We start from the raw sequence: 12,971 nt of genomic DNA on the forward strand, positions 1-12,971 counted from the left end.
CAGTCGGTTGACAGCCCTGGTGTCCTAGAATTTGACGTTCTCTCAATCGAGCGCGGCGCGCGGAGCCACAAGCACATGTATCAGCACATCAAGGTGCCCGAGGGTGGGCAGAAGATCACGGTCAATGCAGACTCCTCGCTGAACGTTCCTGACCAGCCGATCATTCCGTACATCGAGGGCGATGGCACCGGCTTCGACATCACCCCGGTGATGCTGAAGGTGGTCGATGCAGCGGTGGCCAAGAGCTACGGTGGCAAGCGCAAGATCCATTGGATGGAGGTCTACGCCGGCGAGAAGTCGACCAAGGTCTACGGCCCCGACGTGTGGCTGCCGCAAGAAACGCTGGACGTCGTGCGCGAGTACGTGGTGTCGATCAAGGGCCCGCTGACCACGCCCGTGGGCGGTGGCATCCGCAGCCTGAACGTCGCGCTGCGCCAGGAACTCGACCTGTACGTCTGCCTGCGCCCGATCCAGTACTTCAAGGGCGTGCCCAGCCCGCTGAAGGAACCCGAGAAGACCAACATGGTCATCTTCCGCGAGAACTCGGAAGACATCTACGCCGGCATCGAGTGGGAAGCCGAGAGTGAGAAGGCCAAGAAGGTCATCAAGTTCCTCATCGACGAGATGGGCGTCAAGAAGATCCGCTTCCCCGAGACCTCGGGCATCGGCATCAAGCCGGTCAGCCGCGAAGGCACCGAGCGCCTGGTGCGCAAGGCCATCCAGTACGCCATCGACAACGACAAGCCCAGCGTCACCATCGTGCACAAGGGCAACATCATGAAGTTCACCGAAGGTGGCTTCCGTGACTGGGCCTACGCGCTGGCGCAGAAGGAATTCGGCGCCGAGCCGATCGACGGCGGCCCGTGGTGCAAGTTCAAGAATCCCAAGACCGGCAAGGACATCACGGTCAAGGATTCGATCGCCGACGCCTTCCTGCAGCAGATTCTGCTGCGCCCGGTCGAATACTCGGTGATCGCCACGCTGAACCTGAACGGCGACTATGTCTCCGACGCGCTGGCCGCCCAGGTCGGTGGCATCGGCATCGCTCCGGGTGCCAACCTGTCGGATTCGGTGGCCATGTTCGAAGCCACCCACGGCACCGCGCCCAAGTACGCTGGCAAGGATTATGTGAACCCCGGTTCCGAAATCCTGTCGGCCGAAATGATGCTGCGCCACATGGGCTGGACCGAGGCCGCTGATTTGATCATCGCCTCGATGGAGCGCTCGATCGCCAGCAAGAAGGTGACGTACGACTTTGCCCGCCTGATGGATGGTGCGACCCAGGTGTCGTGCTCGGGCTTCGGTCAGGTGATGATCGACCACATGTGATGTCGCGCGCCGCGGCCCGGCAGGGCGGCGGCCAGACGGCACAACCCCCGCGGCGCTTGGCGCCCCGGGGGTTTTTCATGGTGTGCGCCGTTGGGCGATCACAAAAACAAAGGCCCGCTGAAAGGCGGGCCCGTGCGATATGGCGGAAATTGCGCCGCGAGTATCAGGCGGTGGCTTCCTGGGTGACCACGGTGCGGATGTTTCGCGCCAGATTGCCCTTGGGTCCTTCGACCAGATCGAAAGTGACCTTGCTGCCTTGCTTCAGCGTGCGAAACCCGTCCATTTCGATGGCGGAAAAATGTGCGAAAACATCGCCACCGCCATTTTCGGGCTCGATGAAACCGAAACCCTTGGCATCATTGAACCACTTGACTGTCCCCGTCGCCATGAAAACTCCCCAAAAACACCCACAACATGAGGGTGAAGAGATTGTCTGGAGTGCGACAAAAGCCGGTCAATCGGGAGCCCTAGGCGAAGCGAATCGGAGATTCCCCACACCTTGTACGGGGGCAGCGATGCACCGTGGCACGGCGGGACTGCGCGCTTGCAGGCACGCCATGTGCTGGCAGGCCCGGGCATGAAAGGCCGCGTCCGCCCGCTTTTCGCGACTTGCGAACGCGCGGTCTGACGCAACATGGTTGACAGCACGACGGCCTTCCGCGTGACTCAGTAGAATGATTTCATGCCCCAGGACGATCCGCCGATTCCACCGATTCAGCCCCCCGTCACCCCTCGTCGTGACGATGCTGGAGCCGTGGTGGCCGAGCGGAAATCCGCGCGCACCAAGCCGCCGCGGATGTATCAGGTGGTGCTGCTCAACGACGATTTCACGCCGATGGAATTCGTCGTGATGGTCTTGCAGCAATACTTCAGGCTGGATCTCGAAGCGGCCACGCTGATCATGTTGAAGATCCACCACGAAGGTCGGGGGGTGTGCGGCGTCTTCAGCAAGGACGTCGCTGCCACGAAGGTCGAACTCGTGCTTGCCGCGGCGCGCCGCGCCGGGCATCCGCTGCAGTGCATTATGGAGGCCGCATGATTGCGCAAGAACTGGAAGTCAGCCTGCACATGGCGTTCGTCGAGGCGCGCCAGCAGCGCCACGAGTTCATCACCGTCGAGCACCTGCTGCTGGCGTTGCTGGACAACCCGTCGGCTGCCGACGTGCTTAAGGCCTGCGCGGCCAACCTCGATGACCTGCGCAAGAGCCTGACCACGTTCATCAAGGAAAACACGCCCACGGTGGGTGGCACCGAAGAGGTGGACACCCAACCGACGCTGGGCTTCCAGCGCGTGATCCAGCGCGCGATCATGCATGTGCAGAGCACCGGCTCGGGCAAGAAGGAAGTCACCGGCGCCAATGTGCTGGTGGCCATCTTCGGCGAGAAGGATTCGCACGCGGTCTATTACCTGCACCAGCAGGGTGTGACGCGCCTGGACGTGGTGAACTACATCGCCCACGGCATCAAGAAGAGCGAGCCGCCGGAGCCTGCCAAGGGCAGCAGCGAGCCGGGTGCTGGCCAGGAAGCCGAGAAGGAAGAGGCGGGTGAGGGCGGCGGCAAGGGCTCGCCGCTGGAGCAGTTCACCCAGAACCTGAACCAGATGGCCAAGGACGGCAAGATCGATCCGCTGATCGGCCGTGATTCCGAGGTCGAGCGGGTGATCCAGGTGCTGTGCCGCCGTCGCAAGAACAACCCGCTGCTGGTGGGCGAGGCTGGCGTGGGCAAGACGGCCATCGCCGAGGGCCTGGCCTGGCGCATCACCCAGGGCGATGTGCCCGAGGTGCTGGCCCAGAGCAACGTCTACGCGCTGGACATGGGCGCGCTGCTGGCCGGCACCAAGTACCGTGGCGATTTCGAGCAGCGCCTGAAGGGCGTGCTCAAGCAGTTGAAGGACAACCCGAACGCGGTGCTGTTCATCGACGAAATCCACACGCTGATCGGCGCGGGCGCCGCGTCGGGCGGCACGCTGGATGCCAGCAACCTGCTCAAGCCGGCGCTCAGCAACGGCCAGATGAAGTGCATCGGCGCCACCACCTTCACCGAGTACCGTGGCATCTTCGAGAAGGACGCGGCGCTGTCGCGGCGCTTCCAGAAGGTGGATGTGGTCGAGCCCTCGGTGGAGCAGACGGTCGAGATCCTGAAGGGCCTGAAGAGCCGCTTCGAGGAGCACCACAGCGTGAAGTACGCGCTGGGCGCGCTGCAGGCCGCGGCCGAGCTGTCGGCCAAGTACATCAACGACCGTCACCTGCCCGACAAGGCCATCGACGTGATCGACGAGGCCGGTGCCGCGCAGCGCATCCTGCCCAAGAGCAAGCAGAAGAAGACCATCACGCGCAACGAGGTCGAAGAGATCGTCGCGAAGATCGCGCGCATCCCGCCGGCCAGCGTGTCGAGCGATGACCGCGACAAGCTCAAGAGCCTGGAGCGCGACCTGAAGAGCGTGGTGTTCGGTCAGGACAAGTCGATCGAGGCCCTGTCGGCCGCGATCAAGATGGCGCGCTCGGGCTTGGGCAAGCCTGACAAGCCGATCGGCGCCTTCCTGTTCAGCGGCCCCACCGGCGTCGGCAAGACCGAGGTGGCCAAGCAGCTGGCCTACATCCTGGGCATCGAGCTGATCCGCTTCGACATGTCCGAGTACATGGAGCGCCACGCGGTCAGCCGCCTGATCGGTGCGCCTCCGGGCTATGTGGGCTTCGACCAGGGCGGCCTGTTGACCGAGGCCGTGACCAAGAAGCCGCACTGCGTGCTGCTGCTCGACGAGATCGAGAAGGCGCATCCGGATGTCTTCAACGTGCTGCTGCAGGTGATGGACCACGGCACTCTGACCGACAACAACGGCCGCAAGTCCGACTTCCGCAACGTGATCATCATCATGACCACCAACGCGGGCGCCGAGACGATGCAGAAGTCGACCATCGGCTTCACCACCAAGCGCGAAAGCGGTGACGAGATGGGCGACATCAAGCGCCTGTTCACGCCCGAGTTCCGCAACCGGCTGGACGCCATCGTGTCCTTCCGCGCGCTGGACGAGGAGATCATCCTGCGCGTGGTCGACAAGTTCCTGCTGCAGCTCGAAAGCCAGCTGGCCGAGAAGAAGGTGGATGTCACCTTCACCGACACGCTGCGCAAGCACCTGGGCGCCAAGGGCTTCGATCCGCTGATGGGCGCGCGTCCGATGCAGCGCCTGATCCAGGACATGATCCGCCGCGCGCTGGCCGACGAACTGCTGTTCGGCCGCCTGGTGGATGGTGGCCGCCTGACGGTGGACCTGGACGACAAGGGCGAGGTGCTGCTGGACATCCAGCCGCACAAGAAGACCGACAAGGGCGACAAGACCAAGTCGGAACCGACCCCCGTCTGAACTGGGGCACCCGGCCCCGCGAGTACACAGGGCCACCCGCCGGGCGGGTGCTGGGGCGGCCCGGCGCTCGCCCGAGTTGCCTTCAGTCCCCACCGCCGGCGGCGGGGTCTTGGCGGAAATAGCGCGCCAGCAACCCGTAGAGATCGGGGTGCTCGGCGCGCATCTCATTGGGCGTGACGAAGAAGCTCTCGGACGCCACGGCGAAGAACTCGTCGACGCCGGTGGCGCCATACGGGTCGAGCAGGGTGTCGCGGCCCGCGTCCAGCTCGGCGCAGAACTGCTCGTAGGCCGGGTCGAGCACGGCGATCCAGTCCTCGCGTTCGGCCAGGCTGGGCAAGGGCGGTACGCCGTCGGCGTCGCCGTCACCCATGTCGAGCACATGGGCGAACTCGTGGATCACCACGTTGTAGCCCCAGTCGGCGGACTCGCCCGACTCGGCCACGTCGCGCCAGCTCAGCATCACCGGGCCACCCTGCATGGCCTCGCCGGTCAGCACCTCGTCGTACTCATGGACGATGCCGTCCTCGTCCATGTGGCTGCGCGGTGCCACCACCTCATCGGCATGCACGACGATGCCGACGAAGCTGTCGTACGGCGCCAGGCCGAAGCGCAGCACCGGCAGGCAGGCCTGGGCGGCGATGCACACGGCCATGTCGTCGGTGACGGTCAGGCCGCCAACGCCGGTGAATTCCTTGGTGTCGAGGAACAGGCTGGTCAGGCGCCGCAGCTCGGCCAGGTCGTCGGCCGATCGGCGGGCCAGAAAGGGCAGCCGGGCCAGCGTCAGCGCCCACAGGTCGTCGGGCACGGCTCGGCGGGCGAGGGCGCGTTGTTCGCGCATGGCCCGCCAGCGGGCGAGCAGTGCTTTCATGGGGTGGCCAGATCGATTGCCTGCAGCCCGTCGCGCGTGAGCCTCAGGATGCGTGCGCGCGGCGTGGTGCCGTGGTCGAAGTCCCAGTCGCCCAGCACATGGCGCACACGGCCGCCTGGCAGCGCATGGCTGGCCGGGCGGTGGGTGTGGCCGTGGATCAGCGCCGGCGCATCGGCGGCGGCCAGCCACTGCGCGGCGGCGGCATCGTCCACCTCGCCCCAGTCGGCCGGCGACTGGCCGGCCTGGCGCGCGGCACTGGCGTCGCGCATCGCACGCGCCTGGCGCTGGCGCTCGACCAGCGGCTGGGCCAGGAACTGGGCCTGCCAGGCGTCGCCACGCACCAGGGTGCGGAAACGCTGGTACTCGGCGTCGTCGAGGCACAGCGCATCACCGTGGCTGAGCAGCCAGCGCTGCTCCCAGGCCTGCAGCACCGTGGGGTCGGCCAGGCGCTGCATGCCGGCCTCGGCCAGCAGCACGTCACCGACGAGAAAGTCGCGGTTGCCCGGCAGGAAGGCCAGCGTGCGCTGGCAACTGGCTTGGCGCAGCACTTCGAGGCATTGCGCCTCGAAACCGGTGTGACGGGCATCGTCGCCCACCCACACCTCGAACAGGTCGCCGAGCATCAGCACCGCCTGCGCGGGCGTGTGCAGCAGGTGCTGGCGCCAGGCCTCGAAGGTGCGGGGCATGTCGGCGTGCAGGTGCACGTCCGACAGCAGGTCGATCGTGGTCCAGGCCGGATCGGCCACCCAGACGGGCCAGGCGCCGGGCAGGTCTGCCGGTGCGGCACCGCTCACTTCGGAAGTCAGGCGACTTCCACGGCCTTCAGGATGACCACGTCTTCCTTCGGCACGTCGTCATGGAAGCCCTGGCGGCCGGTGGCCACCTTCTCGATGGCATCCACCACCTCGGTGCCTGCCACCACCTTGCCGAACACGGCATAGCCCCAGCCCTGCGGCGATTCGCTCTTGAAATTCAGGAAGTCGTTGTTGGTGGCGTTGATGAAGAACTGCGCGCTGGCCGAGTGCGGCGCGTTGGTGCGGGCCATGGCCAGCGTGTACTTGTCGTTCTTCAGGCCGTTGTTGGCCTCGTTCTGGATCGGCTCCCGGGTGGCCTTCTGCTTCAGGCCCGGCTCGAAGCCGCCGCCCTGGATCATGAAGCCCTTGATCACGCGGTGGAAGATGGTGCCGTCGTAGTGGCCGGCGTTCACGTAGGCCAGGAAGTTGGCGACGGTGAGCGGCGCCTTGACGTCGTCGAGCTCGATGCGCACGGTGCCGGCGCTGGTGGTCATTTCAACGGTCTTGGTCATGTCATTTCTCCGAGAGGATGGTGGCCTGCTTGATCAGGATGGGGGTGTTGGGCACGTTCTGGTGGCCGCCCTTGTTGCCGACGGGCACGGCCTTGATGCGATCGACGACGTCCATGCCCTCGATCACCTTGCCGAAGACGGCGTAGCCGCCGCCGTAACTGTCCAGGCGCTGGTTGTCGACGACGTTGATGAAGAACTGCGAGGTGGCCGAATCGGGGATGGCCGTGCGTGCCATCGCCACCGTGCCACGCAGGTTGGACAGGCCGTTGCCGGCTTCCAGCGGGATGGGAGCGCGGGTCGCCTTCTCGCTCATCTCGGCCGACATGCCGCCGCCCTGGATCATGAAGCCGTCGATGACGCGGTGGAACACCGTGCCACCGTAGTGGCCGGCCTTCACGTACTGCACGAAGTTGGCCACCGTCTTGGGTGCCTTGTCGGCATCGAGCTCCAGCACGATGTCGCCCATCGACGTGGCCAGGCGCACCTTCTGTGCAAAGGCGGGGGCGGTCAGCGTCAGCGCGGCGGCCAGGGCCAGGGTGAGGCGTTTCATGGGCGGGGCGAATCCTTCGGGAGGGAGAAATCAGCGGGCCGGCGCGGGGCTGGCGGGCAGGCTGCGCGCCAGGTCGCGGGCCAGTTGCAGCTTGCGCTGCAGCAGGGGGTCGGGCCGGTTGGCGTCGCTGGCCTGGCCATAGGCACGCAGGGCCAGGCGCAGGTAGACATCGCCCAGGTTCTCGTGGGCGGCGCGGTACTGCGGGTCGAGCTGCAGCGCGGTCTCCAGCGAGATGCGTGCCGCGTCGAGCTGGCCGGCCGCGGCCTGCAGCACCGCCAGGTTGTTGTGCGGCTCGGGCAGGTCGGGAAACTCCTGGGTCAGACCCGCGAACACCCCGCTGGCACGGGCCGCTTGGCCTGCGTCGGCCAGCAGCACACCGTGCAGGAAACGCATCGCGGCATCGCCGGGTCTTGAGGTCAGCGCGGCCTCCAGGCGCTGGAGCGCCTGCACGGTCTCGCCGCGGCGGTATTGCTGCTCGATGTCGCGCACGGTGGACGGTGCATCCGCGGCCCGTGCAGCCCCGTTGGGGGCCAGGGCGGCCAGCGTGCCGGCCATGGCCAGCAGCAGCCCGGCCAGCGCGCCGCGCAGCCGGCGCACGGGCTGGGGCGCCGAAGTGGGGCAGGGGGCAGGCAGGGGTGTCAGGGCGGCGGGCACGCGGCGGAAGGGGCAGGGCGCCGAGGTGGGCGGCGCGGGCTTCGAGGCGGTGGCGGTGCCGAGCGGCGCCGCTATACTGAATCGATTGTATCGACCGCCCTGGCCGGGTGGTGCCGGCGGCGCAGGAGGCGCCGCCGCCGCAGGCGGCGTGCCAGCGGGGCGCCCGGGTCACGGCAGCTGTCTCCCACCCTCTCATTGCTGCGCTGGCGTGCCGATCCCGTGACGGTGCGCCCGTGCCTGTCGGCCGATGTCCCTGCGCGTTTTCAACACCCTGACCCGACGGCTTGAGCCGTTCCAGCCCATCGAGCCCGGCCACGCCCGCATGTATGTGTGCGGCATGACCATCTATGACCTGTGCCACATGGGGCACCTGCGCATGATGATGGCCTTCGACGTGGTCTACCGCTGGCTGCGCGCCTCGGGTCTGCAGGTGACCTATGTGCGCAACATCACCGACATCGACGACAAGATCATCAAGCGTGCGCTGGAGCGCGGCATCGCCATCCGCGCACTGACAGATGAGATGACCGCCGCGATGCACCAGGATTTCGCCGCCGTGGGCGTGCTGCCGCCCACCCACGAGCCGCGCGCCACCGAGTACGTGCCGCAGATGCTGTCGCTGATCCGCATGCTGGAAGGCAAGGGCCTGGCCTACCGCAGTGGCAACGGCGATGTGAACTACGCGGTGCGCAAGTTCGACGGCTACGGCAAGCTCTCGGGCAAGAGCCTCGATGACCTGCGTGCCGGCGAGCGCGTGGCGGTGGACGATGGCAAGCAAGATCCGCTGGACTTCGTGCTGTGGAAGTCGGCCAAGGCCGAGGAGCCGGCCGATGCCAAGTTCGATGGCGAGGGCTATGGCGCCGGCCGTCCAGGCTGGCACATCGAGTGCTCGGCGATGAGCTGCGCGCTGCTGGGCGAGCGCTTCGACATCCACGGCGGCGGCATGGACCTGCAGTTCCCGCACCACGAGAACGAGATCGCGCAGAGCGAAGGCGCCTTCGGCCACCAGCACGTGAACGTGTGGCTGCACAACGGCTTCCTCAACGTCGACAACGAGAAGATGTCCAAGAGCCTGGGCAACTTCTTCACCATCCGCGACGTGCTGGCCAACTACGACGGTGAGACGCTGCGCTTCTTCATGCTGCGCACGCATTACCGCAGCCCGTTCAACTTCAGCGACGGTCTGCTGGACGAAGCCCGCACCGCGCTGCGGCGCCTGTACACCGCGCTGGATGCCGTGAGCCTGCCGGCCGACAACATCGCCATCGACTGGACGCAGCCGCAGGCCGCGGCCTTCCAGGCGGCGATGGACGAGGACTTCAACACGCCGCAGGCCCTGGCCCAGCTGTTCGATCTGGCCGGCGAGGTGAATCGCACCCGTTCGACCGAAGCGGCGGCCTTGCTGCGCGCCCTGGGCGGCGTGTTGGGCATCCTGCAGCAGGCGCCCAAGGCCTATCTGCAAGGCGGTGCCACGCCGGCCGCGCAGGACGAGGCCGCGCGCATCGAAGCCGCCATCGCCGCCCGCGCAGCGGCCAAGGCAGCGAAGGATTTCGCCGAGGCCGACCGCATCCGCCAGGCGCTGGCGGCCGAGGGCATCGTGCTCAAGGATTCGCCGCAGGGCACCACCTGGGTGCGGGCCTGAGCGTGCCCAAATCCGCCACCACGCCGCCCGCGGCGAAAACCCCGGCGCCTGGCGCCCCCGAAGGCTTCACCCCGCCGTACTGGGATGACGCCTGCCGCCACCTGGCCAAGCGCGACCGGGTGATGAAGAAGCTGATCCCGCAGTTCGGCGAGGCGCGCCTGCAAAGCCGGGGCGATGCCTTCACCACGTTGGCGCGCTCCATCGTCGGCCAGCAGATCTCGGTGAAGGCCGCGCAGTCGGTGTGGGACCGTTTCGTCGCCGCCGTGCTGGCTGGCTCGGGCGGGCCGTCCACGCACCTGGCGCCCACCGCGGTGCTGGCGCTCGACACGCCCACACTGCGCGGCGCCGGGCTGTCGGCACGCAAGGCCGAGTACCTCACCGATCTGGCGCGGCACTTCGATGCCGGCCAGGTGCATGTGGCGCAGTGGCAGGAGATGGACGACGAGGCCATCATCGAGGAACTGGTCGACATCCGCGGCATCGGCCGCTGGACGGCCGAGATGTTCCTGATCTTCCACCTGATGCGGCCCAACGTGATGCCGCTGGACGATGTGGGCCTGATCAAGGGCATCTCCTTGAGCTACTTCAGCGGCGAACCGGTGTCGCGTGCCGAGGCGCGCGAGGTCGGCGAGGCCTGGGCGCCGTACCGTTCGGTGGCCACCTGGTACCTGTGGCGGAGCCTCGATCCGCTGCCGGTAGACTACTGACCTGTGCCGCAACGGCGGTTTGATCCACCTAACCCGACCCTCCGCGGATGAGCAAACGACACTTCCTCGAATTCGAGCAGCCGATCGCCGAACTCGAGACCAAGATCGAAGAACTGCGCTACGTGCAGTCGGAATCGGCGGTCGACATCTCCGACGAGATCGAGCGGCTGGACAAGAAGAGCCAGCAACTCGCCAAGGAGATCTACAGCAACCTGTCGCCTTGGCAGGTCACGCAGATCGCCCGCCACCCGCAGCGCCCGTACACGCTGGACTACGTGAACGAGTTGTTCACCGACTTCCAGGAGATGCACGGCGACCGCCACTACGCCGACGATTTGTCGATCGTGGGCGGCCTGGCGCGCTTCAATGGCCAGGCCTGCATGGTCATCGGCAACCAGAAGGGCCGTGACACCAAGGAGCGCGCCGCGCGCAACTTCGGCATGCCGCGCCCCGAGGGCTACCGCAAGGCGCTGCGCCTGATGAAGCTGGCCGAGAAGTTCGGCCTGCCGGTGTTCACCTTCGTCGACACGCCGGGCGCCTACCCCGGCATCGGCGCCGAGGAGCGCGGCCAGAGCGAGGCGATCGGCCGCAACATCTTCGAGATGGCGCAACTGGAAGTGCCCATCGTCACCACCATCATCGGTGAGGGCGGCTCGGGCGGCGCGCTGGCGATCAGCGTGGCCGACCAGGTGCTGATGCTGCAGTTCGCGGTGTACTCGGTGATCTCGCCCGAGGGTTGCGCCAGCATCCTGTGGAAGACCGCCGAGCGTGCCAGCGACGCCGCCGAGGCCCTGGGCATCACCGCCCACCGCCTGAAGGCGCTGGGCCTGATCGACAAGGTGATCAGCGAGCCGGTGGGCGGCGCCCACCGCGACGTGCGCCAGATGGCCTCGCAGTTGAAGCGCGGCTTGGCCGAGGCGCTGCGCCAGGTGTCGGACCTGAAGACCAAGGACCTGCTGCAGCGCCGCTACGAGCGCCTGCAGGCCTACGGCCGCTACAGCGACACCAAGGAACGCTGAGCAGCGGGCGCATGGCCGCACGGCCGGCGTCTTCGCCAACGGCCACCGCTGCCGCACTACGCGTGGTGGCCGTGGCCTACAGCGGTGGCCGCGATTCGCTGGCGCTGCTGCACGCCACCTGCCGGGCCGCCCAGTCGCTGGGCGTGCAGGTGGTGGCGCTGCACATCCACCACAACCTGCTGCCCGAGGCCGACGTTTGGCTGCGCCAGGCCCAGGCGCGCTGCCGCCGCTGGCGCGCCCGGGGCTGGCCACTGAGCCTGCGCTGGGCGCGGCTGGACGGCGCCCCGGCGCCGGGCGATAGCATCGAGGCCTGGGCCCGTGCCGGCCGCCACGCGGCCCTGCAGCGCCTTGCGCGTGAGGCGGGCGCCACGCTGCTGTTGCTGGCCCACCACCGGCGCGACCAGGCCGAAACCGTGCTGCTGCAGGCGCTGCGTGGCGGCGGACCGGCCGGGATGGCGGCCATGCCTGCGGAGGCACTGCGCGACGGCCTGGTGTGGGCGCGGCCCTGGCTGGACCGGCCGCGTGCGGCCATCGAGGCCTATGGGCGCCAGCACCGGCTGCGGCCGGTGGACGACCCGTCCAACGATGATCAACGCCTGGCGCGCAACCGCCTGCGCGCGCAGCTGTGGCCGGCGCTGAGCCAGGCCTTTCCCGAGGCCGAGGCGGCACTGGCGCTGGCGGCGCGGCGCGCGCACGAGGCGGATGCGGCGCTGGCCGAACTGGCGCAACTTGATCTGGCGGCGTGCGTGTCGGCCGATGGCGCATTGCGCGTGCCGGTGTGGCGTCAGTTGTCGACAGCACGCCAGACCAATGCGCTGCGGGCCTGGTGTCGTGCCCAGGCCGGTCGTGGCGCCTCGGAGCCGCTGGTGCAGCGCCTGCTGAGCGAAATGCCCGGAGGCTCGATGGCGGAGGGTGCAGTCAAGGCAAAGACCACAGGCTGCTGGCCGGCGGGCGAGGGACGACAGCTGCGCCTGTATCGCGGTGAATTGCGCTGGTGCCACAACGCCGACCCGCTGACCACAGCGTTGCCGGGCGAACTTCTGCTCGATCTGTCGGAGCCCGGCCTGTGGCCCGTGCCGTTGTGGGGCGGGCACTTCGAGGTGCGTGATGCGCCCGAGGGTCTGCCGGCCGCGCTGCTGCGCCACGCCATCCTGCGCCCACGCAGCGGCGGCGAGCAGTTCCAGCGCGCGCCGCGCAGCCTGCCGCGCAGCCTGAAGAAGCAGTACCAGGCCGCCGGCGTGCCGCAGGCTGATCGTCATGGGCCGCTGCTGTGGGCCGACGAGCAACTGTGCTTCGTGCCGGGCCTGGGCATCGATGCGCGCGCTGTACGTCAAGCGGCTCTGCACGGCCAGCCTTGCCGCCAGCTGACCTGGCACGCCACACCGCCCACCGCAAGCCGGTGAACAGGCTGCTGCAGCGCAGCAGATAGAATGGCGGGTTGCGCACCGGGGCCGCGCAACCCCGATCTGCCGCTGGCAAACCGGCCGAACCTGGCAGGCCTGCCGATGCGGTGACGATCGGGCACCGATGGCGCCC

The 12,971-nt window shown here is 67.8% G+C and carries 13 protein-coding genes; 7 read left to right on the forward strand and 6 right to left on the reverse strand.

Going from position 1 to position 12,971, the window contains the following annotated elements; all coding sequences use genetic code 11:
• The first annotated feature begins 75 nt into the window (after positions 1-75).
• Positions 76-1,329 (forward strand): NADP-dependent isocitrate dehydrogenase, encoded by a 1,254-nt coding sequence (gene icd / locus AACH10_RS10650; protein WP_341410370.1) that lies wholly within the window; start codon positions 76-78, stop codon positions 1,327-1,329.
• 163 nt (positions 1,330-1,492) lie between these two features.
• Here icd and AACH10_RS10655 read toward each other — a convergent pair whose 3' ends face one another.
• Positions 1,493-1,717, reverse strand: coding sequence for a cold-shock protein (locus AACH10_RS10655; protein WP_341410371.1), 225 nt, complete (start codon positions 1,715-1,717; stop codon positions 1,493-1,495).
• A gap of 294 nt (positions 1,718-2,011) precedes the next feature.
• Between AACH10_RS10655 and clpS the strand changes: the two genes are divergently transcribed.
• Both clpS and clpA read left to right on the forward strand, forming a co-directional pair.
• On the forward strand, positions 2,012-2,368 hold the full coding sequence (clpS, locus tag AACH10_RS10660; RefSeq protein WP_341410372.1) for an ATP-dependent Clp protease adapter ClpS: 357 nt from the start codon (positions 2,012-2,014) through the stop codon (positions 2,366-2,368).
• Entirely contained in the window at positions 2,365-4,689 is a 2,325-nt protein-coding gene (gene clpA, locus AACH10_RS10665) for an ATP-dependent Clp protease ATP-binding subunit ClpA (protein WP_341410373.1), read from the forward strand. The genes clpS and clpA overlap by 4 nt, the downstream gene beginning before the upstream one ends.
• 82 nt (positions 4,690-4,771) lie before the next feature.
• Here clpA and AACH10_RS10670 read toward each other — a convergent pair whose 3' ends face one another.
• The 5 genes from AACH10_RS10670 to AACH10_RS10690 are packed head-to-tail and all read right to left on the reverse strand — an operon-like array spanning position 4,772 to position 8,010.
• Positions 4,772-5,557 carry a M90 family metallopeptidase gene (locus AACH10_RS10670; RefSeq protein WP_341410374.1) on the reverse strand — a complete coding sequence of 262 codons (786 nt, stop codon included), beginning with the start codon at positions 5,555-5,557 and terminating at the stop codon, positions 4,772-4,774.
• Entirely contained in the window at positions 5,554-6,351 is a 798-nt protein-coding gene (locus tag AACH10_RS10675; protein WP_341410375.1) for a UDP-2,3-diacylglucosamine diphosphatase, read from the reverse strand. Before AACH10_RS10675 ends, AACH10_RS10670 begins: the two co-directional genes overlap by 4 nt.
• An 8-nt stretch (positions 6,352-6,359) precedes the next feature.
• The gene (locus AACH10_RS10680; RefSeq protein WP_341410376.1) at positions 6,360-6,863 is read right to left on the reverse strand and encodes a peptidylprolyl isomerase; all 504 of its coding nucleotides are present in this window, start codon (positions 6,861-6,863) and stop codon (positions 6,360-6,362) included.
• Position 6,864: 1 nt separating this feature from the next.
• The gene (locus AACH10_RS10685; protein WP_341410377.1) at positions 6,865-7,413 is read right to left on the reverse strand and encodes a peptidylprolyl isomerase; all 549 of its coding nucleotides are present in this window, start codon (positions 7,411-7,413) and stop codon (positions 6,865-6,867) included.
• 30 nt (positions 7,414-7,443) lie between these two features.
• The gene (locus AACH10_RS10690; RefSeq protein WP_341410378.1) at positions 7,444-8,010 is read right to left on the reverse strand and encodes a tetratricopeptide repeat protein; all 567 of its coding nucleotides are present in this window, start codon (positions 8,008-8,010) and stop codon (positions 7,444-7,446) included.
• Between the two features lie 304 nt (positions 8,011-8,314).
• Between AACH10_RS10690 and cysS the strand changes: the two genes are divergently transcribed.
• The 4 genes from cysS to tilS all read left to right on the forward strand — a co-directional run bounded on the left by cysS (position 8,315) and on the right by tilS (position 12,838).
• Positions 8,315-9,709: a cysteine--tRNA ligase gene (cysS, locus tag AACH10_RS10695; RefSeq protein WP_341410379.1), complete on the forward strand. Its 1,395-nt coding sequence runs from the start codon at positions 8,315-8,317 to the stop codon at positions 9,707-9,709.
• Positions 9,710-9,810: 101 nt separating this feature from the next.
• A complete protein-coding gene (locus AACH10_RS10700; RefSeq protein WP_341410456.1) occupies positions 9,811-10,416 on the forward strand; it encodes a DNA-3-methyladenine glycosylase family protein in 606 nt (201 codons plus the stop codon).
• Between the two features lie 47 nt (positions 10,417-10,463).
• Entirely contained in the window at positions 10,464-11,435 is a 972-nt protein-coding gene (locus AACH10_RS10705) for an acetyl-CoA carboxylase carboxyltransferase subunit alpha (RefSeq protein WP_341410380.1), read from the forward strand.
• A gap of 11 nt (positions 11,436-11,446) precedes the next feature.
• The gene (gene tilS, locus AACH10_RS10710; RefSeq protein ID WP_341410381.1) at positions 11,447-12,838 is read left to right on the forward strand and encodes a tRNA lysidine(34) synthetase TilS; all 1,392 of its coding nucleotides are present in this window, start codon (positions 11,447-11,449) and stop codon (positions 12,836-12,838) included.
• Positions 12,839-12,971: the final 133 nt, after the last annotated feature.

This window comes from Pseudaquabacterium inlustre (assembly GCF_038066595.1).
Taxonomy (GTDB): Bacteria; Pseudomonadota; Gammaproteobacteria; order Burkholderiales; family Burkholderiaceae_C; genus Pseudaquabacterium; species Pseudaquabacterium inlustre.